This is a genomic window from Pantoea sp. EA-12 (assembly GCF_030053355.1).
Taxonomy (GTDB): Bacteria; Pseudomonadota; Gammaproteobacteria; order Enterobacterales; family Enterobacteriaceae; genus Pantoea; species Pantoea vagans_C.
On sequence record NZ_JASGBY010000012.1, the window covers coordinates 33003 to 56794 of the forward strand.

General features: G+C 53.3%; 21 protein-coding genes. 11 read left to right on the forward strand and 10 right to left on the reverse strand.

Annotation, left to right across the window (positions count from 1 at the left end; translation table 11 throughout):
* Positions 1-3: 3 nt before the first annotated feature.
* From QMZ30_RS17620 to QMZ30_RS17635, 4 genes are read left to right on the forward strand one after another with little or no spacing between them, the layout of a single operon-like run.
* Positions 4-999 carry an NAD(P)H-quinone oxidoreductase gene (locus QMZ30_RS17620; RefSeq protein WP_283228365.1) on the forward strand — a complete coding sequence of 332 codons (996 nt, stop codon included), beginning with the start codon at positions 4-6 and terminating at the stop codon, positions 997-999.
* On the forward strand, positions 996-1610 hold the full coding sequence (locus QMZ30_RS17625) for a glutathione S-transferase (protein ID WP_283228366.1): 615 nt from the start codon (positions 996-998) through the stop codon (positions 1608-1610). The genes QMZ30_RS17620 and QMZ30_RS17625 overlap by 4 nt, the downstream gene beginning before the upstream one ends.
* A gap of 12 nt (positions 1611-1622) precedes the next feature.
* Positions 1623-2072 carry a type II 3-dehydroquinate dehydratase gene (locus tag QMZ30_RS17630; protein WP_283228367.1) on the forward strand — a complete coding sequence of 150 codons (450 nt, stop codon included), beginning with the start codon at positions 1623-1625 and terminating at the stop codon, positions 2070-2072.
* Positions 2069-2998 (forward strand): 2-hydroxyacid dehydrogenase, encoded by a 930-nt coding sequence (locus QMZ30_RS17635; RefSeq protein ID WP_283228368.1) that lies wholly within the window; start codon positions 2069-2071, stop codon positions 2996-2998. The genes QMZ30_RS17630 and QMZ30_RS17635 overlap by 4 nt, the downstream gene beginning before the upstream one ends.
* A 63-nt stretch (positions 2999-3061) precedes the next feature.
* Here the strand turns inward: QMZ30_RS17635 and QMZ30_RS17640 are convergent, their stop codons facing one another.
* Positions 3062-4024, reverse strand: a complete 963-nt coding sequence (locus QMZ30_RS17640; RefSeq protein WP_039334138.1) for a LysR family transcriptional regulator — start codon at positions 4022-4024, stop codon at positions 3062-3064.
* 344 nt (positions 4025-4368) lie between these two features.
* On the opposite strand from QMZ30_RS17640, the gene QMZ30_RS17645 reads away from it, so the two are divergent.
* The 5 genes from QMZ30_RS17645 (at position 4369) to QMZ30_RS17665 (ending at position 9741) form a co-directional block, all read left to right on the forward strand.
* Positions 4369-5400 carry a polyamine ABC transporter substrate-binding protein gene (locus QMZ30_RS17645; protein ID WP_039334139.1) on the forward strand — a complete coding sequence of 344 codons (1032 nt, stop codon included), beginning with the start codon at positions 4369-4371 and terminating at the stop codon, positions 5398-5400.
* Positions 5401-5475: 75 nt separating this feature from the next.
* Positions 5476-6330 carry an ABC transporter permease gene (locus tag QMZ30_RS17650; RefSeq protein WP_283228369.1) on the forward strand — a complete coding sequence of 285 codons (855 nt, stop codon included), beginning with the start codon at positions 5476-5478 and terminating at the stop codon, positions 6328-6330.
* 1 nt (position 6331) lies between these two features.
* The gene (locus tag QMZ30_RS17655) at positions 6332-7150 is read left to right on the forward strand and encodes an ABC transporter permease (protein ID WP_283228370.1); all 819 of its coding nucleotides are present in this window, start codon (positions 6332-6334) and stop codon (positions 7148-7150) included.
* 113 nt (positions 7151-7263) lie between these two features.
* Entirely contained in the window at positions 7264-8514 is a 1251-nt protein-coding gene (locus QMZ30_RS17660; protein ID WP_283228371.1) for a flavin-containing monooxygenase, read from the forward strand.
* An 81-nt stretch (positions 8515-8595) separates the two neighbouring features.
* Positions 8596-9741, forward strand: coding sequence for an alpha-hydroxy acid oxidase (locus tag QMZ30_RS17665; protein ID WP_283228372.1), 1146 nt, complete (start codon positions 8596-8598; stop codon positions 9739-9741).
* Positions 9742-9786: 45 nt separating this feature from the next.
* Here QMZ30_RS17665 and QMZ30_RS17670 read toward each other — a convergent pair whose 3' ends face one another.
* From QMZ30_RS17670 to QMZ30_RS17685, 4 genes are all read right to left on the reverse strand, one after another.
* Complete coding sequence (locus QMZ30_RS17670) at positions 9787-11001, reverse strand: multidrug effflux MFS transporter (protein WP_283228373.1); 1215 nt, start codon at positions 10999-11001, stop codon at positions 9787-9789.
* 121 nt (positions 11002-11122) lie between these two features.
* Positions 11123-14269, reverse strand: a complete 3147-nt coding sequence (locus QMZ30_RS17675; protein WP_283228374.1) for an efflux RND transporter permease subunit — start codon at positions 14267-14269, stop codon at positions 11123-11125.
* The gene (locus tag QMZ30_RS17680; RefSeq protein ID WP_283228375.1) at positions 14269-15429 is read right to left on the reverse strand and encodes an efflux RND transporter periplasmic adaptor subunit; all 1161 of its coding nucleotides are present in this window, start codon (positions 15427-15429) and stop codon (positions 14269-14271) included. Before QMZ30_RS17680 ends, QMZ30_RS17675 begins: the two co-directional genes overlap by 1 nt.
* A gap of 36 nt (positions 15430-15465) precedes the next feature.
* Positions 15466-15816, reverse strand: coding sequence for a helix-turn-helix domain-containing protein (locus QMZ30_RS17685; protein WP_039334157.1), 351 nt, complete (start codon positions 15814-15816; stop codon positions 15466-15468).
* 283 nt (positions 15817-16099) lie between these two features.
* Between QMZ30_RS17685 and QMZ30_RS17690 the strand changes: the two genes are divergently transcribed.
* Entirely contained in the window at positions 16100-16993 is an 894-nt protein-coding gene (locus QMZ30_RS17690; RefSeq protein WP_283228376.1) for a LysR family transcriptional regulator, read from the forward strand.
* A gap of 7 nt (positions 16994-17000) precedes the next feature.
* Here the strand turns inward: QMZ30_RS17690 and QMZ30_RS17695 are convergent, their stop codons facing one another.
* On the reverse strand, positions 17001-17690 hold the full coding sequence (locus tag QMZ30_RS17695) for a type 1 glutamine amidotransferase domain-containing protein (protein ID WP_283228377.1): 690 nt from the start codon (positions 17688-17690) through the stop codon (positions 17001-17003).
* A gap of 13 nt (positions 17691-17703) precedes the next feature.
* Positions 17704-19122, reverse strand: coding sequence for a coniferyl aldehyde dehydrogenase (locus QMZ30_RS17700; protein WP_283228378.1), 1419 nt, complete (start codon positions 19120-19122; stop codon positions 17704-17706).
* Between the two features lie 104 nt (positions 19123-19226).
* Between QMZ30_RS17700 and QMZ30_RS17705 the strand changes: the two genes are divergently transcribed.
* Entirely contained in the window at positions 19227-20114 is an 888-nt protein-coding gene (locus QMZ30_RS17705) for a LysR family transcriptional regulator (RefSeq protein WP_283228379.1), read from the forward strand.
* Between the two features lie 46 nt (positions 20115-20160).
* Here QMZ30_RS17705 and QMZ30_RS17710 read toward each other — a convergent pair whose 3' ends face one another.
* The 3 genes from QMZ30_RS17710 to QMZ30_RS17720 form a co-directional block, all read right to left on the reverse strand.
* Complete coding sequence (locus tag QMZ30_RS17710; RefSeq protein WP_283228380.1) at positions 20161-20364, reverse strand: hypothetical protein; 204 nt, start codon at positions 20362-20364, stop codon at positions 20161-20163.
* 113 nt (positions 20365-20477) lie between these two features.
* A complete protein-coding gene (mqo, locus tag QMZ30_RS17715) occupies positions 20478-22124 on the reverse strand; it encodes a malate dehydrogenase (quinone) (protein WP_283228381.1) in 1647 nt (548 codons plus the stop codon).
* 271 nt (positions 22125-22395) lie between these two features.
* A complete protein-coding gene (locus tag QMZ30_RS17720; protein ID WP_283228382.1) occupies positions 22396-23784 on the reverse strand; it encodes an APC family permease in 1389 nt (462 codons plus the stop codon).
* Positions 23785-23792: the final 8 nt, after the last annotated feature.

Genomic DNA, 23792 nt, shown 5'->3' on the forward strand with positions numbered 1-23792 from the left:
ACGATGATACCTGAAATGATGAATGCGGTGATGGCACGCGAACCTGGCGGTCCTGATGTTTTAGCCTGTGTTTCCCGGCCGGTACCACAGCCCGCAGCAGGAGAGGTACTGATCCGCGTACACAGTGCGGGAGTCAATCGTCCCGACATTATGCAGCGTAACGGCATGCCATTGCCGCCTGATACCACGGATATCCTCGGGCTTGAGGCCTCTGGCATCGTTGTCGCGCTGGGTGCAGGCGTGAAATCTCCAGCCATTGGTACGCCGGTGATGGTTCTGCTAAACGGCGGTGGCTATGCCGACTTCTGCGTGGCAAGGGCGGAACTCTGTCTTGCTGTGCCCGATACTTTGCCACTGGCACAGGCCGCTTCAGTGCCCGAGGCGGCCTTCACCGTGTGGCATAACTTGTTCGAACTGGGGCGACTGGAACCCGGTAACACGGTACTGATTCATGGTGCAGCCAGCGGTGTTGGGACCTTTGCGATCCAGTGTGCGCAGGCATGTGGGGCGCGCGTGATCGCCACGGCAGGCGGTGCAGATAAAATTGCTGCCCTGCAAAAGCTCGGCGTGTGGCGAGCCATTGACCGGCACACAGAAGATTTTGTTGAAGTTGTGCAGGCGCTTACGCAAGAGAGCGGCGTGGACGTGGTTTTAGATAACGTGGGGGGCGATTATGTGGCGCGTAATTTAAGCGTCATGGCGCAGGGCGGACGCCACGTGAGCTTGTCCTTTATGCAAGGTGCGAAGATTGAACTCGATCTGCAACAGGTGATGCGCAAGGGGCTGATCCTCACCTCATCAACTTTACGTCCGAAAAGTGCGGCGGAAAAAGCGCGTTTAGCACAGTGCGTCAGCAAGCATCTTTTGCCGTTGATCGCTGCAGGAAAAATATCACCCACAATCCATCAAACCATGCCGTTGGCAGCGGCGGCTGAGGCTCATCGCGTACTTGAAGCCAATGCCAACATCGGCAAAGTGTTGTTACAGGTATCACTATGATGCAGCTGTTTTATGCCAGCACATCGGCTTTCGTGCGCAAAGTGATGGTGTGCGCGCAGGTGCTGGACATCACTCCACAGATTGAATGGCTGGATTCTGCTGCCCATCCAATTGAACGCGATGAGCGTATCGCTGCGTTCAATCCGCTGGCAAAAGTGCCTGCTTTGCGCACCGGGCAGGGTTTGTGTCTCTACGATAGCCGGGTGATATGCGAGTATCTCAACGCTGAGTTCGGCGGCGCGTTATGCCCAACATCCGGCAATGCTCGTTGGATCAGCCTGACGCGTCAGGCTCTTGGCGATGGCTTGATTGATGCCGCTTTGCTGGCGCGTTACGAATTCAGCGCTCGTCCTGAAGATAAACAGTGGTCGAACTGGGCCGATGCTCAACTGAAGAAAGTGTCGGCGGCGTTGGCAGAAATAGAGCAGCAGGTGAGTAGTTTTAGCCAGCAGCCTGATGATATAGGGCTGATCGCCATTGGCTGTGCGCTGGGTTATCTCGATTTTCGTTTTGCCTCGCTCAACTGGCGTGCCGTCTACCCGTTGACGGCGGCATGGTTTGCCGTATTCGATGCGCATCCAGCGATGGCAGCAACACGTCCGCACAGTTAACCAGGAGTTTTCATGTCACAGCAAATCTATTTCCTTAATGGACCTAACGCTAATCTGTACGGTCTGGACAAAAATGGCACTTACGGCAGTGAGAGCTTTGTCAGCATTGGCGAGCGTTGTCAGCGTCGTGCTGCATCACTGGGTGTAACTTTACAGTTTCGGCAGAGTAATCATGAAGGCGTGTTGGTGGACTGGATTCAGGAAGCCCGCCAGAATGCTGCCGGCCTGATCATCAACGCCGCCGGTTTGACCTATAGCTCAGTGCCGATTCTCGATGCACTGCTGATGTTTGAGGGGCCGATCATTGAAGCGCATATGAGTAATATCTGGAAGAGGGAGCCATTCCGTCATCATTCGATGGTCTCTAAGGCTGCCACTGGGGTGATTGCCGGACTTGGCGTGCTGGGTTATGAGCTGGCCATTGAAGCGGTGGCTGCTTTAATTGAGGCAAATGCTGCATGACGACCCTGGTTTTTTACAGTGAGTTCGACAGTTTCGAAGAGTGGTCACAACTGTTAGCGCCGTACCTGCCAGGCATAACGATCTGTCGTGCTGAGGATGTGCAGGATGCCGATACCGTCCATTTTGCTTTGACGTGGAAACCACCACAGGGCTTTTTCGCGCCGTATCGAAATCTTAAATTACTGGTGAATTTGGGTGCAGGTGTTGATTCGTTAGTGGGTAGGGATGACTTGCCCGATATCCCAATTATCCGACTCTCAGATCCTGATATGGCGCGCATGATGGCGGGGTATGTGTTGTTCGCCGTGTTGCGGTACGCGCGTGACATTCCGGCATTCGAACGCGCGCAACGCGAGCAGCGTTGGCACTATTTGCATCCGCGCGTACCCTCCAGCGTGCGCGTGGGGGTGATGGGGTTAGGAGAGTTGGGCGGCTGGGCGGCACAGGAACTGGCTCGGCAAGGCTTTGATGTGCACGGCTGGTCTCGTACTCAAAAAGAGATTGACGGTGTTCAATGCTGTAGCGGATTGCCTGCTTTGGACGACTTCCTTCAGCGCAGCGATATTCTGGTCGTGATGTTACCGCTTACGCCTGGTACCACCGGCCTCCTCAACGCTGAAAGGCTTTCCTGCTTACCGGCAGGTGCTGCTTTTATTAATGTGTCACGCGGGGCAATCGTCGATCAGGCTGCGCTCACCGAGATGTTACGTTCAGGGCACATCGCTGAAGCGACGTTGGATGTGTTTGATCGTGAGCCATTACCGCCAGAGGACCCTCTGTGGCGCATGGAAAACGTGTTGATAACACCTCACCTGGCGTCTGTCGCCATTCCTGCCAGCGCAGCGCAACAGGTTGCCGAAAATATCCAGCGCGCCGCACGTGGCGAGCCCGTTACCAATCAGGTCTTTCCTGAACGCGGGTATTAGTGCCATTACAGGTTACCAACGGGCGCGCCTGGCGTGCCCGTTAACATCAACCCTTTCTCCGTATTACGCCACCCGCACCACTTGCGGATCGAAATAACTCGGTGCTGCCATGCCGGGGATATATTGGTCAGAGATAAACATACGGCAACGCTCGGCGAATGCGTTCACCACCATTGAATGCTGTACGTTGGCCATGGTGGCGTAGCCAAGTTGCATCGGTTTATTAACGCCTGCGAGCCGCACGCGGATCAGGCGTTTACCATCCTGGGAAAGATGCGCTTTGGGGCGGACGTTAGCGATGCCGAATCCCACACCGTTAGCGACCATTGCGCGAACCACTTCCATATTGCTGGAACGCATGACCACATTGGGCGCGACGCCGGCTTCGCTAAACAGGCTAAGGAAATACTCGCGGCTCCACGGCATATCGAGCAGCACCATCGGCATCTCTGCCAAATCCTGAATTGTCACTGCGGATTGCGTGGCGAGGGGATGGTGTTCACCGACCATCACATAAGGCGGCAACTGCGCAAGGGATTGAAAAGTGATGTCATGGGCCGGCACCAAATCATAGGTGAGGGCGATATCAATATCAGCCGCACGTAACTGCTTCAGCAACTGCTCATGGTTGCCTTCCTCAAGCGTGATGCGGACGCCAGGAAAAGCGCGACCAAAACCAAACACCAGTTCTGGCGTTAACATCGGCGCCAACGTATCCAGACAGCCCACACGCAGCGGACCACGCACATTGTTGAGCGATTCCGACGCGATGGTATACAGATTGGACATCTGGTCCAGTATCAGCTTCGCCTCTTTCAGTACCTGATGACCAATAGCAGTCAGGGATACCCCTTGCGCATGATGGCGCACAAACAGCTGTACACCGAGTTCAGATTCAATGTGGGTAATCGCGGCTGAGATTGAAGGTGATGACACATGGATGCGTTCTGAAGCGCCAATAATACTGCCGGCCTCTCCGGAAGCGACGAAATATTCCAGCTGACGCTGAGTGATGCGACTGAGCATGCAGGTTCTCCTGAGATCGCCAGCGCGATCATATCGCGCCAGTCATTCTAATAGTGTCGGTTACCCTGCATTTATCATGCCAAAGACCGATTAATAGCATAATCGCCTGCCTGTCAGTTCACGCCCATTCGCTTCTGCCTCATCACTGCTTAAGAAAATCCGTTGCAAAGCAGCGCCTTTTTTAGCGTCAGAAATCCTGATGCAAGGGCGAGGAAAAGCCTGTTTTACCGAATCACTTCGCAGCGGCATTATCAGTTTCACACCGGGGAATACCGTTTGCACTGTTTTAGGGCGTCGGATTTCGGATAGCGACCACAGCCATTTCATTCATTGGGGACGAGAATATGTTGCGTAAGATTTGTGCCTTAACGTTGTTGACGACAAGTGTATTGAGCGCAGGTAATGCGATGGCTGCCGACAAGCTGATTGTCAGCACCTGGGGCGGAAGTTTTAAAGATCTGATTGATGAAACCATCGCTAAAGAGTTCACCAAAGAAACCGGCGTCGAAGTGCAGTTTGTTACGGGCGGCACCATAGACCGTCTTAACAAAGCGAAACTCGCGGGTGGCTCACCAGAAACTGATGTGACGTTCACCACCGCGCATGTCGGTTATCTGTATGCCAACAGCGGCCTGTTTGAAAAACTGGATATGAGCAAGATTCCCAACGCCGTGAATCTGGTGCAGCAGGCCAAAGTCAGTCCTTATCATCTTGGCGTCTGGGGATACGTATATACCATCGGCTACCGTCCAGACCTGGTGCCGAAAGGTGAAACCTTTGAGAGCTGGAATGACCTGTGGAAGCCTGAGCTGAAGGGCACACTGGCCCTGCCAGATTGGGACCCAAGCCATATCATCGCCGTTTCCGCCAAACTCTCCGGTACAGATGCTGCACATTGGGAACAGGGCCAGGCGAAGATGAAAGCGCTTATCCCGAACATCAAGTCGTTCTATACCGATGACGCCAACAGCCAGCAGCTCATCTCCACCGGCGAAACACCGGTCCAGGTGATGCTGTCAATGAATGCCTACAGCATGATCGCCGAAGGGGTGAACATCAAACTGGCGATTCCAAAAGAGGGCGCGATTCTCGGCGTCGACACTATTGGTATCAATAAAGGCACCAAACACGCCGATCTGGCGTACAAGTTCATGAATATCGCGCTCAAGCCAGAGATTCAGGAACAGGTAGCGAAAATCTATCGTGGTAGCCCAACAGTAACCAACGCGCACATCGATCCAGAACTGGCCAAGTTGCCAGGGATGCTCACCACACCTGCGCAGTGGAACGCCACTATCAACACTGATCCGCAACTGCGTGCTGAGAAAACGGCCGAATGGCGTCAGTGGTTCTCTGAAAACATCATGTCTCATTGATTGATCAGGTTCATCGGGCGGTCTATGGGCCGCCCAGTGGGACCTCGTAAATAATTTATTCAGGCAGCAACGTCTATGACGAGAAAACCGACATTCTTACCCTGGTTCATTATTCCCGCCACGCTCACCGCGCTGGGACTGGTTATTGCCATGTTCGCGGTAATGCAGTTTAGCGTGCGCGCTTATATTCCCGGTTCGCTCGATGTGGGCGGATTTACCCTGGCGAACTTTCATGGGTTGCTCAAAAGCATCTATGCCGATGCTTTCATCAATACCGTCATGCTGAGCGCCAAAACCGCCGTTTTTGGTTTACTGATGAGTTACCCGCTGGCTTATGCGCTGGTGCGCACGCGTACCACCTGGATAAAGTCCACCATTCTGATCATCGCCATTACACCGTTGTTTCTTGGGGAAGTGGTGCGTACCTATTCCTGGATTATTGTGCTGGGCAACAGCGGTTTTCTGAACAGCCTGCTGTTAGCCATGGGCATCATCTCGAAACCGATTCAGTTTATGTTCACCCAAACCGGTGTGGTGGTGGCGCTGGTACACGTCACCATGCCCATCATGGTGCTGATGCTGGCCACCGCCTTATCGCACATCAATCCTGATTACGAGAAAGCCGCCACCAGCCTGGGTGCAGGTCCGGTGCGGACCCTGTTGACGGTGACGATTCCACTCTCCATTCCCGGCATCGTTTCGAGTCTGACGACGGCTTTCGCCTGGACGTTTAGCGCCTTCGCGACGCCGCAACTGATCGGCGGTGGACGTGTCAGCACCGTAGCAACGATGGTCTATCAACTCGGTTTCTCGTCCATGAACTTCCCATTTGCAGCGGCGTTGAGCATTGCGGGATTGATCCTGACGATCCTGCTGTTGATGGCATTGAAACGCATGACCCGCTTCCTGCACACGATGGGAGAACATTAATATGACTCGCTCGATGAATGACAAACTGGTGACGCTGGCCGGTCGCTTACTGGTCGCCGCCATCCTGATCTTTGTGATGCTGCCGACGATCGTGGTGTTCATCTCTTCATTTAGCAGCACCGCGGTTCTGTTCTTTCCACCGAAAGGCTGGTCACTGCGCTGGTTTGAACGCGCAGTCAACTACGATGATTTTCGCCATGGTTTCTATTCTGGGCTGATCGTCACCGCGTGGGCATCCTCTCTGGCCGTTATCATTGGTGCGACGCTGGCTATTGCTATCGAACGCTATTCCTTCCCGTGTAAGCAAGTACTGGAAGGGATCTTGTTGTCACCGCTGTTTATTCCGCACTTCACCATTGGCCTGGGGCTGCTGATGCTGGTGTCGCAACTCAATCTGGGACGCGGATATCCTCTGGTGATTTTTTGCCATATTGTGCTGGTGCTGCCGTTCGTCCTGCGCAGTGTGTATGTCTCCCTGAAAAACCTTGAACAGCGTATTGAGTTGGCCGCAGCCAGTTTGGGCGCTTCGCCACTGCGCGTGGTGTGGACCATTACAGTGCCCCTTATTTTGCCGGGTCTGTTTGGCGGATGGTTGTTTGCAGCCATCCTGTCGTTTAATGAGTTCACTGCCTCATTGTTTATTACCACTCAGGCGACTCAAACTTTGCCGGTCGCGATGTACAACTATGTGCGTGAATTTGCGGATCCAACCCTGGCTGCGCTCTCGGTTATTTATATTACGGTGACGGCTGCAATGCTGGTTATCGCTAATAAGTTTTTGGGGTTAGGTAAAATCCTTAACGTTGAGTCTGGCCACTAATAACCGATTGTCGCGCATTGAATTATTCAATGCGCGTAATAAACACCATTACTACGACACTTGATAAAAATCAGCGATTACCTATCGGGGTCCAATCTATTTAGGGATTTACTATGCCAGTAGAAAAAATTAATACCGTTATTGTGGGTGCCGGCCAGGCAGGTATTGCGATGAGTGAACATCTTTCACTGATGAATGTACCGCATGTTGTTTTTGAACGCAGCCGTATCGCTGAACGTTGGCGCTCTGAGCGTTGGGATTCGCTGGTAGCGAATGGCCCAGCATGGCACGATCGTTTTCCCTCGCTGAAGTTCGACAATATTTCGCAAGAGGCTTTTCCGCCAAAAGAGCGCATGGCGCAATATTTCGAAGATTACGTGAAAATGCTCAATGCCCCGGTGCGCACCGGCGTTGAGGTACATAAAGTGGAACGTTTACCGGGCCGTAGCGGTTTTAAGGTCAGCACCTCCATCGGCGAGTTTGAGGCCGATAACGTCGTCGCGGCCACCGGGCCGTTCCAGAAGCCGTCCTTCCCGCAAATCGTACCGGAAAGTGCAGCTTTACAGCAGATCCACTCTTCAACGTATAAGAATCCACAACAGTTGCCAGAGGGCGGTGTATTGGTGGTGGGTGCAGGCGCCTCAGGGACACAAATCGCTGAGGAGCTGCGTAAAGCCGGTCGTGAGGTCTACTTGTCCGTGGGTGAGCATTATCGCCCACCTCGTTCCTATCGTGACCGTGATTATTGCTGGTGGTTGGGTGCGCTGGGTCTCTGGGATGAAGTGAAAATCAAACCTAAAAAAGCGCACGTTGCCTTTGCCGTGAGTGGCTATGAAGGCGGTAAAACGGTGGACTTCCGCCGTCTGGCGCACATGGGAATTACGTTGGTAGGTATCACGAAAGAGTGGAATAACGGCGTCCTGAGCTTTGCAGAAGGTCTGGCAGAGAACATTGCAGAAGGGGATAAAGCCTATTTCGACGTGCTGCGTGATGCCGATGCCTATATCGAGCGCAATGGACTTGATTTGCCCTTAGAGCCGCAGGCGTGGGAACTGTTGCCTGATGCCGAGTGTTTAATTAACCCTTTATCACAGCTGGATGTTGCAGCGGCGGGAATTACTACCATTATTTGGGCTACAGGATTTAAATTTGATTTCAGCTGGCTACAGGCGGATGCTTTTGATGAAAATGGCCTGCCTTTCCATAAGCGTGGTATTTCTGCTGAACGCGGCATTTATTTCCTTGGTCTGCCTAATTTAGTTAACCGCGCATCATCCTTTATTTATGGCGTGTGGCACGATGCTAAATATATTGCTGACCACATCGTTTTACAGAATGCGTATACCGATTACGTTAAATCATAACTCTTCTGTGTGTGTGTTTTTCGCGTAACTGCAGGCGGCTAAATAATCGTTGTTTAGCCGCTTTTTTATGGGATAGCCGATGTGACCATTACCTGTATTGAAGAGTTGCGGCAACTGGCACGAAAACGGGTGCCCAAAATGTTTTATGACTATGTTGATGCTGGTTCCTGGAGTGAATACAGCTATCGTGCTAACGAAAGCGACCTGCGCCGCATGGAGTTCCGTCAGCGTGTGGCCGTGGATATCACCGAACGCAGTACCGCCAGCCAAATGATTGGGCAAGCGGTTGCCATGCCCGTGGCGATTGCGCCAACGGGTTTGACCGGCATGATTCATCCTGATGGCGAGATTCTGGCCGCGCGGGCCGCAAAGTCATTCGGTATTCCTTTTACGCTCTCAACCATGAGCATCTGCTCGATTGAGGCCGTCGCCCAGGCAACGGATAACCATCCTTTCTGGTTTCAGCTGTACGTCATGCGCGATCGAGAATTTGTGGCGAATCTTATCGATCGCGCGAAAGCGGCGGGATGCAGCGCGTTAGTGGTGACCATGGATTTACAGGTGTTTGGCCAGCGACATAAAGACATCAAAAATGGGCTTTCTACACCCCCCAAAATGACGCTGCGTAATCTGCTGAACATCGCCAGCAAACCGCGTTGGTGCCGCGGGATGCTGGCCACCGCAAATCGTAATTTTGGCAATATCGTCGGGCATGCCAGCGGCGTGGATAATATTGATGCGATGGTCGAGTGGACAGCGCAGCAGTTTGACCCTCAGTTATCGTGGCGTGATATTGAGTGGATTAAGCGTCGCTGGGGCGGCAAGTTGATCGTGAAAGGCATTATGGATGTTGAAGATGCCCGGCTGGCTGTAGCGGCGGGGGCGGATGCGCTCATTGTCTCTAATCATGGCGGTCGGCAACTGGATGGTGTGTCCTCTTCCATTACGCTGTTGCCCGAGATTGTCGCTGCTGTGGGGCAGCAGATTGAGGTGCATTTCGACGGCGGTATTCGTTCAGGACAGGATGTCCTTAAAGCCGTGGCGTTAGGTGCGAAAGGAACCTATATCGGACGCAGCATGCTTTACGGTTTAGGCGCGTTGGGTGAAGAGGGTGTGGCGACTGCGCTAAACATCATCCGCAACGAGTTTGATTTGTCGATGGCGTTTTGCGGGAAAACGAATGTCGCTTCAATTGATGCGGGAATTTTGCGTCAGAACAGAACGTGATTTTAGTAGGGGCGAGCCTTGGGCGGCCAGTAGGCCGCCTCAACATTAAGCCTTTGCCATCTCTGCTTGTGGTCTACGTCCGCCAAGCGTGATCAAGAAACTGAGCAGGGTGAAGACTGTCATAATGCCCACCATGATCCACGGCGTGCCGTTATTCAGCCACGCCAGCAGCAAGGATGAAATAATCCCACTGCCGTATTGCAACGAACCGATCAGCGCGGAAGCCGATCCTGCAGCATTAGGTACTGCATCCAGCGCCGCAGCGGTTGCAGAGGCGGCGATGATACCGTTCATGGAGAAGAACACAAAAATACAGATCACCAGCGCGGCGATGGCCGTAGGGTGTGTTTTCAGCATCACGCACATCATTAACGTCATCAGAGCGGCGATAAAAGAGGCGCATTTCAGCAGGGTCTCAAGTTTGACCTTTTGCACTAAACGTTTATTTAACGTGCTAATCGCCACCAAACCCAAAATATTGACGGCGAATAACCAACCATAGTGTTGCGGGTCAACGCCGAAATAGGTGATGTAGACCGCAGGTGAACCCACGATGAACGCATAGGCCGCCACGTAATAAAAAGTCACGCACAGGGTGAAACGCATATAAGTCCGATTACCCAGCAAGGTGAGGTAATTCGAGAATGCGTGCCCCAGTGAAGCTTTGACGCGTTTTTCGAGCGGTAATGTTTCCGGAAGCCACATTAGTGAGCAGAACATCAGTACGCCCACTACCGCCAGGAACCAGAAGATCACCGGCCACTGCGAATAGCGAATAATCTGCCCACCCAGCAGCGGACCTGCGATGGGGGCGATCGCCATTACGATAATCAGTGTGGACAGCATCTGTGCGGCACGTGTTCGGGTAAACAGGTCACGGATCATCGCGCGCGCCAGCATCGGGCCGGTACAGGCACCGGCAGCCTGAATGACCCGCCAAAAGACGATCTGAATCATGTCAGTCGAGAGGGCGCAGCCCGCTGATCCCACGGCAAAAATGACCATGCCGATGTAGAGCGGTTTTTTACGGCCCAGCTGGTCGCTGATTGGGCCCCAAATGAGCTGCGCGATGGCAAAGCCAATCAAAAAACCCGTCACTGTCAGTTCTGAATCACCGTGCAGTGCCGCGGACATGGCCGGCATGGCCGGCAAATAAATATCGGTTGAGAGCGAGGTAAACGCCATTAACGCACTCAGAATCACGATAAACGCGATGCCGGTTTTGAAATCGGGAGGATGGGTAGCGGTTTTAATGTCCATGGTGTCTTTTATTGAGTGATAACGATGCGTGCAGGATGAAGTGACAGCCCGGCTTACTGTAACAAAGCCGGGCTGCGTTGATTAGTGACGAAAATCAGCTTGAACCTATGAGTTAAAATCATCAATCCATAGCGTATTCTTCTTCATCCTCCTCTTCGGCTTTACGCCCAGCAAAGCGGTTGCGCACCACCACGAAGAACACGGGAACAAAGAAAATCGCCAGCAGCGTTGCGGCAACCATGCCACCGATCACCCCGGTGCCCACCGCATTTTGCGCGCCGGATCCGGCACCTGAACTCAGCGCCAGTGGCAAAACGCCAAGGATAAAGGCCAGTGAGGTCATCAAAATTGGACGTAAACGCATACGCGCAGCATCCAGCGTGGCTTCGATCACGCCTTTGCCTTCGATCTCAATCTGATCTTTGGCGAATTCGACGATCAAAATGGCGTTCTTTGCCGACAGCCCAATGGTGGTCAGCAGGCCGACCACAAAGTAGACATCGTTGCTCAGTCCTCGTAACAGAGTGGCGACTAACGCGCCCAGTACACCCAGCGGCACCACCAGCATCACGGAGAACGGAATGGACCAACTTTCATACAGCGCGGCCAGACACAAGAACACCACGATGAGAGACAGTGCGTATAGGGCCGGGGCTTGCTCGCCCGTCATGCGTTCTTGATAAGACATGCCGGTCCAGTCGAAACCGATACCCGAGGGCAGTTGTTGCGCTAGCTGTTCCATCAGCGCCATGGCTTCACCTGAACTTTTGCCCGGCGCGGGTTGCCCGAGAATTTCCAGTGAGGACAAACCGTTGTAACGCTCCAGTCGTGGTGATCCGTAAACCCATTCGGCGGTGGCGAAACTGGCAAAAGGCACCATTTTTCCGTTGCTGGCACGGACATACCAGTCATTAATGTCTTTCGGCATCATGCGCCAGGGCGCATCACTCATGACGTAGACCTTTTTCACACGGCCATGATCGACAAAGTCGTTCACGTAGCTGCCGCCCCAGGCGCTGCTCAGGGTGGTGTTGATGTCAGAAAGATCAACGCCGAGTGCTGTGGCCTTTTCCTGGTCGATATTGAGTTTGAACTGCGGGCTGTCTTCCATGCCGTTAGGGCGCACAGCCGCCAGCGTCTCAGGATGCTGACGCGCCAGCTCCAGCAATTGATTGCGTGCCTGTAGCAGCTTGTCATGCCCGAGACTGCCTTGATCAATCAACTCAAAATCGAATCCGGTGGCATTACCCAGCGCAATGATCGGCGGCAGGTTAAACGCCACCACATTGCCATCCAAAATTTTGCTGAATGCTTTAGCCGCGCGGCTGACGATGCCATCGACCTTATTGCTGTCACCCGGACGCTGTGACCAATCTTTCAGGCCGATAAAGGCGATACCCACATTCTGGCCACGTCCGGCAAAGCCGAAACCGTTAACGGTTAATACGTTTTCAACGTTGTCTTTTTCCTGGGTCAGATAGTAGTCGTTGACCTGATCCAGCACCGCTTGGGTGCGTTCCTGCGTGGCTCCGGCCGGCAGTATGGCTTGAGTCGCGAGTACCCCTTGGTCTTCAGATGGCAAGAATGAAGTGGGAAGGCGCATAAACAGCACCGCCATACCGCCCACCAGTAGCGCGTAGATCAACAAAAAACGGCCGCTGCGATGCAGCATCCGCGCCACAACGTTGCTGTAGTGGTTACTGCTCTGATCAAACTTGCGGTTGAACCATGCAAAAAAGCCGCGCTGTTGGCCGTGTGAACCGGGCTTAATCGGCTTCAGGATAGTGACGCAGAGGGCTGGCGTCAGGATCAGCGCCACCAGCACCGACAGCACCATCGCGGAGACAATCGTGATGGAGAACTGGCGATAGATCACCCCGGTGCTGCCGCCGAAAAAGGCCATCGGCACAAAGACCGCTGAAAGTACCAGCGCAATCCCCACTAAGGCGCCCTGAATCTGGCCCATGGATTTGCGCGTGGCCGCTTTGGGTCTTAATCCCTCTTCTGCCATCACGCGCTCAACGTTCTCGACCACCACAATGGCATCATCGACCAGTAGCCCGATAGCCAACACCATGCCAAACATAGTGAGGGTATTAATCGAGTAACCAAACGCGCTAAGAATGCCGAAGGTACCCAGTAACACCACCGGTACGGCAATGGTTGGGATCAACGTGGCGCGCAGGTTCTGCAGGAACAGATACATCACCAGAAACACCAACACGATGGCTTCAAACAGGGTCTTCACCACCTCATGAATCGAGATGCTGATGAACGGCGTGGTGTCGTAGGGATACACCACTTTCAACCCCTGAGGGAAATAGGGCTTCAGTTGATTGATGCGCGCGCGAATGGCATTTGCTGTATCCAGTGCATTGGCACCGCTTGCTAACTGAATACCTAACGCAGACGCCGGTTTCCCATTGATCTTCACGACAAAGTTGTAGTTCTCACCGCCGCGTTCAATGCGCGCAACATCGTGCAAACGCACCTGTGAGCCGTCATTGTTCACTTTCAGCAGAATGTTGCCGAACTCTTCCGGCGAGGTAAGTCGTGTCTGCGCAATGATCGAGGCATTGAGCTGCTGGCCTTTCACCGGAGGCGCCCCACCAAGCTGCCCGGCTGCCACCTGCGCATTCTGGGTGCGGATCATACTCATCACATCCACCGGGGTGAGCTGAAAATTGTTGAGTTTGTTGGGATCGAGCCAGATGCGCATCGCGTATTGCGAGCCAAACAGTGTGGTATCGCCTACGCCGTTAATGCGGCTGATGGGATCTTTCAGGTTTGCCGCCACGTAATCCGCAATGTCTTCCATGCTCATACGGCCACTTTCATCGACAAAGCCGGGCACGAGGAAAAACACGCTAGAGGATTTACGCACGGTGATCCCTTGCTGCTGGACTTCCTGCGGCAACAGGGGCGTGGCGAGCTGAAGCTTATTCTGCACCTGTACCTGGGCAATATCCGCATCGCTGCCGTTTTCAAACGACAGCGTCAACTGCAGGGTACCCGAAGAGTCGCTGGTCGAGGACATATACATCAGACCATCCAGCCCACTCATATTTTGCTCAATCACCTGCGTCACACTGTTCTGCAAGGTAGTGGCATCCGCGCCGGGATAGGTGGCACGGATTTGCACCGCCGTGGGGGCGACATCGGGATATTGTTCCACTGGCAATTTGAGAATAGAAATCGCCCCGGCAAGCATCACAATAATAGCTAACACCCAGGCAAAAATGGGTCGATCAATAAAAAAGCGCGACATCAGTGAGCTCTCCCGGTTGAGGTAGCAACGGTAACGGGATGCACCACCATGCCGGGCTGTGCGCGCTGCAATCCGGATACAATCACGCGTTCGCCAGCCTGGACTCCACCACTGACACGCCATGCGTTGCCAACGGCTTCAGCCACGCTTATCGCACGCACTTCCACTTTGTTGTCGGCGCCCACCACCAACGTGGTGGCTTGCCCGCGCGGTGTGCGTGTCACAGCCTGCTGAGGGATAAGCAATGCTTGTGGGTCGTGCCCCTCATCCAACCGGGCACGCACAAACATGCCCGGCAGCAGTTGATGTTCAGGGTTAGGCACGATGGCTCGCAGGGTGATGGCGCCGGTGGTGGCATCGACCGTGACATCAGAGAAGGCCAGGGTGCCACTGTGCGGGTAGAGGGATCCATCACTCATCACCACGTTGACCTGGGTTTTTCCGCTGTTCTGCTGAAGGTGACCGCTGGAGAAGGCTTGCTGCAGATGCAGGAAATCGTCACTGGATTGGGTGACATCGACATACAAAGGATCGAGTTGTTGCACCGTGGCCAATGCGTCGGTTTGTCCACTTTGCACTAACGCACCTTCGGTGACGGATGAGCGTCCAATGCGTCCGCTGATAGGCGATTTAAGCGTGCTCCAGAGCAAATTAATACGTGCTGACTCTGTCGCAGCGAGTTGGGCATCCACCGCCGCCCGGGTTTGTGCAGCGGTGGCCTGCGCCTGATCGACCTCCTGACGGCTGACATATTGCGTATCGCCCAGTGTGCGGTAACGCTTCAAAGTGAGTTGGGCGATACGTGCATTTGCCTCAGCTTGTGAAAGTGCCGCACGGGCACTGTCATAGCTGGCGCGAAATGGGGCAGGATCAATCTGATACAGGGTTTGACCTGCCACCACATCGCTGCCTTCGCGGAAAGCGCGTTGTAAAACGATGCCAGAAACTTGTGGGCGGATTTCTGCCACACGGAATGCGGAGGTGCGGCCAGGCAACTCAGTGGTGATGGCTAATGCTGCCGCTTGCAAGGTCATCACCTGTACATCCGGAGCTGACGAGGTAGCGGAAGAGGGCGCGGATGCGGCATCGCAGCCGGTTAATAACAAAGTAAATGACGCGCATAGCAAAGCCAGCGGCTTAATTGCCACGGTGTGGGGCATTCTGATTTTCTCCCGGAGGCCGGTCGTGAAGGTGAATTACACCTGGAAAGGAAACTTTTGTGCGTTTAATCGCCGCCAGGTGGCTGGCGGTACGCGATATTTTCTGACAAATGAGCGGGTGAATGACTGTTGCGAGTCATAGCCATATTTCATTGAGATATCGATGACTGCGTCATTGCTGTTAATTAAGTCTTCAGCGGCCAACGCCAGTTTTTTATCGCGAATGTAATTGCCTAAACTGATATGCATGATGCGCTGAAATATGCGCTGCAAATGCCATTTTGAATATCCCGCGCGTTGCGCCACCTCTTCAATTTTCAGCGGTTGGCGCAGATGGTCATCAATCCATACAATCAGGTCTTGAATGAGGATTTCATGTCTGTCCATGTTTGCGGCCTCAGTTAACGTCGAGTCTCTGACTTCTGCTCAACAGGCTTAGAGACAGGCTAACAGTATCATTACAAAGTACATTTAATTAGAGGTGAAACCACGATAAGCGCTATGAACCTCACTCATTAATCACAAGGAAAAACACCGACGTAGAGCAGCAGGAGTTGATGGGTGTCACAATTTAACCCTTTGTGCCGTACCACTTGTGAAAGTCCCACATATATTTCAGTTTATGTATATTGTTTAGCCGCTCGACAGCTAAACCGATAAGGATAAAACCATGCTGAGGGAAAACTTTAATGATCTCACCTACCTGGTGGTGGTGGCGCGCGAACAGAGTTTTACGCGTGCTGCAGCGAAGTTGGGCGTGTCCCAATCGGCGTTAAGCCACGCCATTCGCGGGTTAGAAGAGCGCCTTAATACGCGCTTATTAACACGCACGACACGTAGCGTCGCGGCGACAGAAGCGGGTGAGCAGCTGATTAAAAGCGTTGAGCCGATGATCATCGATATTGAAAAAGCCCTGCAGGATTTAGTCGCTAATCAAGGGAAACCGACGGGGACGATTCGTATTACGGCGGGTGAACATGCGCTATCAACCACTTTATGGCCATTGCTTAAACCCTTCCTGCTGCAATATCCCGATGTCAAAGTTGAGCTGTCGGTGGATAACACCCTGACGGATATTGTCAGTGGCCGTTTTGATGCCGGTGTGCGTCTGGGTGAGCAGGTTGAAAAAGATATGGTCGCGGTGCGCATCGGCCCGGACTGGAGTATGGCAATTGTTGCCACTCCTGAATATTTTGCCGAAAAGGGTAAGCCGCAAACGCCTTATGAATTGCAAAATCACAGTTGCATTAATATGCGCTTGCCCACATTAGGCGGATTATATAACTGGGAATTTACCAAAGACGGCAAAGAAATTCGCGTCAAAGTCGAAGGGCAACTGATATTTAATAATCTGTCATCGCGCATTGATGCCGCGCTTTCGGGTATGGGGATCGCCTGTGTGCCAGAAGATGCGGTCCGCGATCTGATTGAACAAGGGCGCTTACAGCGGGTGTTGCAGGACTGGAGTGAGCCTTTCAGCGGCTATTATCTCTATTATCCTAGCCGCAAACAGCACACCGCCGCCTTTGCTAAATTGCTGGAGGCGGTGCGCTATCAGGGCTGAATCAGGCTTATGGGCGCTGTGCCGCCAACTGCATCAGCAGGGCTTTTGCCACGTCTTCTGAGCTTGCCGGGTTTTGCCCCGTTACCAGATGACCGTCCTGCACCACGAAAGGTGCCCAGTCAGCCCCTTTCTGATAGTGCGCACCCAGTTGGATGAACTCATCTTCAATCAGGAAAGGCACAATGTCAGTCAGTCCAACCGCGGCTTCCTCACTGTTAGTGAACCCAGTGACTTGTTTGCCCTGAATCAGCGGAGCGCCGTTGGCGACTTTCACATGACGCAGTGCGCCCGGCGCATGGCAGACAAAGCCAATCGGTTTGCCCGCGCGATCAAAGGACTCGATCAACCGGATGGAGTCAGCTGACTCTGCCAGATCCCACAGGGGTCCATGACCACCTGGATAAAATACGGTATCGAAATCGTGCTGATTGACGCTGCTCAGTTTAACGGTGGTGGCCAGCGCCTGCTGAGCCGCCGCGTCAGATTTAAAGCGTGCAGTCATCTCGGTCTGAAATTCGGGTAAATCGCTTTTAGGATCAAGTGGCGGCTGTCCGCCCGCTGGTGAGGCCAGGACCACATCAGCCCCGGCATCTTTAAAGACGAAATAGGGCGCGGCAAACTCTTCCAGCCAAAATCCGGTTTTTTTGCCGGTGTTGCCCAGTTCGGCGTGCGATGTCAGAACCATCAAAATTTTCATTTCTCATCCTCTATTAATGTTGGTTATTCAGCAGTTCGGTCAGGGCCGCGCTTTTGTCCTGATAAGGCGCGCGCAACCGTAAATTGGTGGTGCCGGCTTCATCCTGAATCACAACCGGTTTAGCGTGACTGAAACGACGGAAACCATGTATGCCGTGGTAGGCACCGATACCCGATGCCCCAACGCCACCGAATGGCAGGCTGTCGAGAGAAGCATGGGTCATGACATCGTTTATCACCAGTGCGCCGGAGGTGGTGTGCTGTGCCATTTGTTGCTGACGCTGCGCATCATCACCAAAGTAATAGGCTGCCAGCGGGCGGGGATGCGCATTGATGTAGCCTATCGCCTGCTGTAGATCACCACTGTAGCTTTTGACTGGCAGCAACGGGCCAAAGATCTCCTCCTGCATCACCGCCATCTCTTCAGTGACATCAAGAATCAGATGCGGGGCGATTTTGCGGCTATGTGCATCAAAGTCAGGTTCACCGGCCGGAGCCAGGCTAATGACGCGAGCGCCTTTATGGCGTGCATCATCAATCAGAACGATCAGCCGCTGATAGTGACGATCGCTGATGATGGCGGTGTAATCCTCGTTGGTCTGTAGCTCAGGGAAGGCCTGCTGCATAAATTGCTGAGCTGCAGCGATGAAATCACCTTCAGCCGCCTGCGGAAGCAGCAGGTAATCGGGGGAGATACAGATTTGCCCGGCGTTGAAGGTTTTAATCGTCAGCGTTCTGGCAGCCGCCATGGCCACGTCTGCATCAACGTCCACGACTACCGGGGATTTCCCGCCCAGCTCTAAAGTCACAGGCACCAGGTTTTCCACTGCTGCGCGCATCACATGTTTGCCGACAACGGTACTGCCGGTAAAGACCAGGTGGTCGAATGGCAGGGCGCTAAAAACCTGGCCGACGCTGGCATCACCGAGCACCACCGTCAGCTCTTCGGCCGCGAAATAACGCGGTACTAACTCTGCTAATAGCTCAGACGTTTTGGGCGTTAACTCGGAAGGTTTCAGCATCGCGGTGTTGCCCGCTGCAAACACGCCCGCCAACGGACCAAAGGCCAGGTTAATCGGGAAATTCCACGGGCTGATGATACCCACGACGCCCAGCGGTTGCGGCTCAATACGCGCATGCATCCCGGCGACCGGGACTTCTGCGATTTCTGGTTGCATCCACTGCTTCAGATGCTCTGCTGCATGCTGCAACATATTGATGGTGGTCATCAGGTCGGCGGCCAGGGTCTGGTAGGCACTGCGATGACCAAAATCGGCGCTAATGGCGTGATTTAAAGCCTGGTGATTCTCCCGAATTAACGCGACGCTGCGCAGTAAACGGTCACGGCGCAAGGCGGCTGATGCCGGAGGTGTCTGCAGATGTGCCTGCTTCATGGTGAGCAGTACACGTTGTAAATCTTGCTGGAGTGGCATGTTCTTTTCCTGTGTGTTTCACGATGCAGGCAGCTTACCCGTGCTGGCGTTTGGCGGCTAACAAGGCTATTTTTGCAGCGGTATAAATTAATTTATGGAGCTATATGTCACTGGTTCGCCTGCGTACTTTTATGGAAGTGTATCGGCAGCGCTCGATTTCTGGCGCGGCGCGCGCACTGAATCTGACTCAGCCTGCGGTATCGCAACACATCAGCGGGCTGGAGGTTGCGGTGGGAAGACCGCTGTTTGAACGTCAAGTGCATGGTGTGACGCCCACTGCCGTTGCAGACGATCTGGCCGCTGATATTGGCAATTCACTGGATACTGCCGAGTCTGCATTATCATCCGCTCGCGCCCGTTCCATGGATGTGGGTGGCACTTTACAGATTATCGGGCATGCCGATTTTATGGCAGAGAAGTTGGCGGGTGAGTTGCTCCCGCTGCTGGAGAGCGGGATCCGCGTACATATGCACACCGGTGATGGTCCGCTGGTGGCACAAATGGTGATAGAAGGGCATTGCGATCTCGGTATCACAGCACATCCAGTCACAGATTCGCGCCTGAAAGGCGAGGTGATCTTTCGCGACCGGGTGATTGCCGTCGCGGCCCCAGCGGTGGCGGCACGTTTAGCGCAAAGCGATGATTTCGCGGCGGGGTTGATCAACGAACCACTGTTAGCCTACGACCTAAAACTGTCGTTGATTGACCACTGGCTGGATAAAAATCGCATCAAATATCAGACACTGTTACCTGCGGTGGTAGGGCAAGATTTGCGCGGACAACGCAGTTTGCTCAGTCGCGGTTTTGGCTGGTCGGTGATGCCACAATTTTTGTGTCAGGCGCAGATTGCGCAGGGCGAATTGGTCTGTTTAACCGCACCGGTGGGTGACACCGAGATCCGCTATAACCTGATCTGGTTGCCGAGCGCCCTGCGTCAACCCCGGGTGGCGCATGCGCGGCATGCGCTGCTGTGGGGATTGGGGTCGCCATGACTTCTCTTTTTAACAACACGCACTCAAGCTGATGAGCCGGCTGGGGCTACACCGGGGCTGGCAATCCGCAGCGCTGAACGGCGTGAGTATGCCAGGAGAGCCCGCAGGACGCGGGCGAAAGGTGGCGCTGGAACATGGATGTTCCATCGGCACCGGTCCGTAAGGCAGACGAGTGAAGTGAAGGCACCGCGAGAGCGGCGCGAGGACCGCCAGCCCCGGTGTAGCTCCAGACGGCGTTATCGTCGGTCATTTGAATCACAAGCATCACGCCATTTTTGGCGACCAAACACGCTGAAAATGCATAACAAAAAGGCTACCCCTTGTGAAAAGGGTAGCCTTGATTAAGCATGGTAGAAGCGGTGATTACAGCGCCATATCCTGCTTAGCGGATTCCGCACGCGGTTTCGCCTGCGTTGGGGCGACTGACTGGTCACCCATGTTAATCACTGGCGGCTTGGTCAACTGCAGGGTCGCTGCGGTGTTGTCCCATACCTGCTGAGTTAGCGCAGTATTACCATTCAGTTTCTGACCAAAGCTTGGGATGATCGCGCGGATCTTCTCTTGCCACTCTGCTGAAGCGAACTGCTCTGGGAACAACTTCTTCATCACGTCGAGGGTGATCGGTGCAGCAGTGGATGCACCCGGTGATGCGCCTAGCAGCGCTGCGATGGTTTTCTGCTGATCGGTCACGATTTCCGTTCCCAGTTTCAGCACACCACCTTTATCAGCATCTTTCTTAATGATCTGCACACGCTGACCCGCTTGAATCAGTTTCCAGTCTTCTTTACGTGCGTTTGGATAGTACTCTTTCAACGCCGCGAAGCGGTCGTCGTCATTCAGCATCACCTGACCAATCAGGTATTTCACCAGGTCAAAGTTATCAATGCCCACGTGCGTCATGGGCATGATGTTGCTGGTAGTGGTGGCGCTCAGCAAATCAAACAGTGAACCGTTTTTCAGGTATTTGGTGGAGAAGGTCGCGAACGGCCCAAACAGCACCACACGTTTACCGTCGAGGTTACGCGCATCGATGTGTGGAACGGACATCGGTGGTGCACCAACAGAAGCCTGGCCATACACTTTCTCCAGATGACGATTCGTCACCTCTGGGTTTTCGGTCATCAGGAATGAACCGCCCACTGGGAAGCCGCCGTAGTTGTCAGCTTCTGGAATACCGGTCTTTTGCAGCAGTTTGATGGCTGCGCCGCCTGCACCGATAAACACATATTTCGCATCAACAGCGCGATTTTCACCGCTCTTCACGTCTTTAATAGTGACGTGCCAGGAGTTATCACTGTTACGTTTGAAATCAGTCACTTCAGAGGAAGTTTCCAGCTTGAAGTTCTGATCCTTTTTCAGGCTGCCGATCAGCTGACGGGTGATTTCACCATAGTTGACGTCGGTCCCGACTGGCGTCCAGGTTGCCGCGACTTTCTGATTCGGGTCACGACCTTCCATCACCAGCGGCGCCCACTGCTCGATCTGCTTGTGATCGGTAGAGAACTTCATGCCCTGGAACAGGGTAGTTTTCTGCAACGCATCATAACGCTTAGTCAGATACTCGACATTTTTGTCGCCCCAAACGAAGCTCATGTGCGGAGTAGAGTTGATGAATGAACGCGGATCGTGCATCACACCGCGCTGCACCTGCGAAGTCCAGAACTGGCGAGAAATCATGAATGCTTCGTTGATTTCCAGCGCTTTGCTCACGTCGATTGAACCGTCTGCACGCTCTGGCGTGTAGTTCAGTTCCATGTTAGCCGAGTGGCCGGTACCGGCGTTGTTCCAGCCGTTTGAAGATTCCAGCGCGACGCCATCGAGACGCTCTACCATCAGCTGTTTCCAGCCCGGCTGTAACTCTTGCAGCCAGGTACCGAGGGAAGCGCTCATCACGCCGCCGCCGATCAACAAGACATCGGTTTTTTCCGGCGCGGTGTCCGCATGAACCACTGAAGAGACAAGCAGTGCTGCCAGGCTTAGGGCAGGCACGATTTTTTTGGTGTGAGTCATTCTGATCCTGATCTTTGTACTTTGCAGGTGAACGTTAAAATTTCGGTTTGCAAATTAAAAGATTGTTACGAAAAGATTAACTTGTTTTTAGTTAATTAAGTATTGGTGTTAATTACTTAACTTACATAAAAGGGATTTGGCGGTAATTTAAACAATAAACAACAAGAGAGGGGATATATATCCGCTTGTAGAACGCGGTTATTCTTTATATCCGGCAAAACGACTTAGGTCAAATAAAACGCTTGCTGCGGTTCAGCAAGCGTTTATCTTTTTAGACTCGCAGCTTCACACCGCGTTTAATTGACATGCCATATCCCGCCAGTGCACAGCCGGCAATAAACCACGGAATCCATTGCACAATACGGGAATCACTGCCGCTTAATGATTGCAAATTGTTCACCACCAAAATGATGGTGATGGTCATACACACCATCGAGAGTAGCGGTGCCCAGAACACGGTAAAGCGACTGTCGTCAGTCTTAACGCGGCGGAAAAACAGCACTACCGCGGCAGAAACGCCCAGTTGTAAAACAAGAATGCACAATGTTGCCACGGCGGAACCAATTGCGAAGATATGCACCATCGGATCGAGACCCGCACTACCCATGCCCGCCAGCAGCATCAGCATAATGACACTGTGAACGTGGCTGGCGTTGTGCGGTGTACCGTTGGTGGGATGGGTTTTGCACAGCTCTTTCCAGATCAATCCATCACGGCTGATACTGAACAAGTAACGCGATATGTTGTTATGAAACGCCAGCGCTGCCGCAAACAAACTGGTGATCAGCAGGACCGACATGGTTTCTACCGCCCACTGTCCAACATATTGCCGCGTGATGTTGAACACAAAGTTACCGGGATCTTTGCTGGCAATCGCCACAATCTGGTCAAAACCATAGGCCTGCACTAATGACCAACTGGTGAAACAGAAGAAAGCCGTAATGAGTAGCAGGGCGCAGACCGTCGCGCGTGGCACGGTTTTCTGCGGGTCACGACACTCCTCGGCATAAATGGCAGTGGATTCAAAACCAATAAACGCCGCGATGGTGAATATAAACGCGATGCCCAAATTACCCTGCATAAATACCGACGGTTCAAACGACTGGAACGTATAGGGGCCGACTTTTTTGATAAGCAGCATCACGTCGGTTAACAGGACGATGGTCACTTCCGCTAACATCAATATACCCAGTAACTTGCCGCCGACCTCGACTCGTTTAATGCTGAGCATCCAGCAGATTAACACCGCCAGCATGCTCAGTGCCCACCAGGGAATATGGGTGGAAAAGTGCTCTTCAATAAATAATTGCGTGAAGAATCCCAGCATGGCAACGATCGCAATCTGAATGGAAATATATGCCATCACGGCCAGCACCGAGGCTGACGCCCCCCAATTTTCTCCCATGCCCTTTGATATATAGGTATAAAACGCACCCGCATTGTTAACGTGGCGGCTCATGGCAATAAATCCCACCGCGAACAACATGAGTATGATGCAGGAGAGAATATAGAAAACCGGGATCCCACCCCCGTTACCGGAGATGATGGCCACCGGTAAACCTCCCACCACGCCCGTCAGCGGCGAAGCGGCTGCGACAACAAAAAAGACCAGAGAAAATAAACCCAACGTATTTTTGCGTAAGCCTGAATCCGAATTCATCGCCAATG

Coding starts and splice junctions, on each gene's coding strand:
- QMZ30_RS17620 (WP_283228365.1), top strand. CDS start 4: ATGATACCTGAAATGATGAATGCGGTGATGGCACGCGAACCTGGCGGT.
- QMZ30_RS17625 (WP_283228366.1), top strand. CDS start 996: ATGATGCAGCTGTTTTATGCCAGCACATCGGCTTTCGTGCGCAAAGTG.
- QMZ30_RS17630 (WP_283228367.1), top strand. CDS start 1,623: ATGTCACAGCAAATCTATTTCCTTAATGGACCTAACGCTAATCTGTAC.
- QMZ30_RS17635 (WP_283228368.1), top strand. CDS start 2,069: ATGACGACCCTGGTTTTTTACAGTGAGTTCGACAGTTTCGAAGAGTGG.
- QMZ30_RS17640 (WP_039334138.1), bottom strand. CDS start 4,024: ATGCTCAGTCGCATCACTCAGCGTCAGCTGGAATATTTCGTCGCTTCC.
- QMZ30_RS17645 (WP_039334139.1), top strand. CDS start 4,369: ATGTTGCGTAAGATTTGTGCCTTAACGTTGTTGACGACAAGTGTATTG.
- QMZ30_RS17650 (WP_283228369.1), top strand. CDS start 5,476: ATGACGAGAAAACCGACATTCTTACCCTGGTTCATTATTCCCGCCACG.
- QMZ30_RS17655 (WP_283228370.1), top strand. CDS start 6,332: ATGACTCGCTCGATGAATGACAAACTGGTGACGCTGGCCGGTCGCTTA.
- QMZ30_RS17660 (WP_283228371.1), top strand. CDS start 7,264: ATGCCAGTAGAAAAAATTAATACCGTTATTGTGGGTGCCGGCCAGGCA.
- QMZ30_RS17670 (WP_283228373.1), bottom strand. CDS start 11,001: ATGGACATTAAAACCGCTACCCATCCTCCCGATTTCAAAACCGGCATC.
- QMZ30_RS17675 (WP_283228374.1), bottom strand. CDS start 14,269: ATGTCGCGCTTTTTTATTGATCGACCCATTTTTGCCTGGGTGTTAGCT.
- QMZ30_RS17680 (WP_283228375.1), bottom strand. CDS start 15,429: ATGCCCCACACCGTGGCAATTAAGCCGCTGGCTTTGCTATGCGCGTCA.
- QMZ30_RS17685 (WP_039334157.1), bottom strand. CDS start 15,816: ATGGACAGACATGAAATCCTCATTCAAGACCTGATTGTATGGATTGAT.
- QMZ30_RS17690 (WP_283228376.1), top strand. CDS start 16,100: ATGCTGAGGGAAAACTTTAATGATCTCACCTACCTGGTGGTGGTGGCG.
- QMZ30_RS17695 (WP_283228377.1), bottom strand. CDS start 17,690: ATGAAAATTTTGATGGTTCTGACATCGCACGCCGAACTGGGCAACACC.
- QMZ30_RS17700 (WP_283228378.1), bottom strand. CDS start 19,122: ATGCCACTCCAGCAAGATTTACAACGTGTACTGCTCACCATGAAGCAG.
- QMZ30_RS17705 (WP_283228379.1), top strand. CDS start 19,227: ATGTCACTGGTTCGCCTGCGTACTTTTATGGAAGTGTATCGGCAGCGC.
- QMZ30_RS17710 (WP_283228380.1), bottom strand. CDS start 20,364: ATGACCGACGATAACGCCGTCTGGAGCTACACCGGGGCTGGCGGTCCT.
- mqo (WP_283228381.1), bottom strand. CDS start 22,124: ATGACTCACACCAAAAAAATCGTGCCTGCCCTAAGCCTGGCAGCACTG.
- QMZ30_RS17720 (WP_283228382.1), bottom strand. CDS start 23,784: ATGAATTCGGATTCAGGCTTACGCAAAAATACGTTGGGTTTATTTTCT.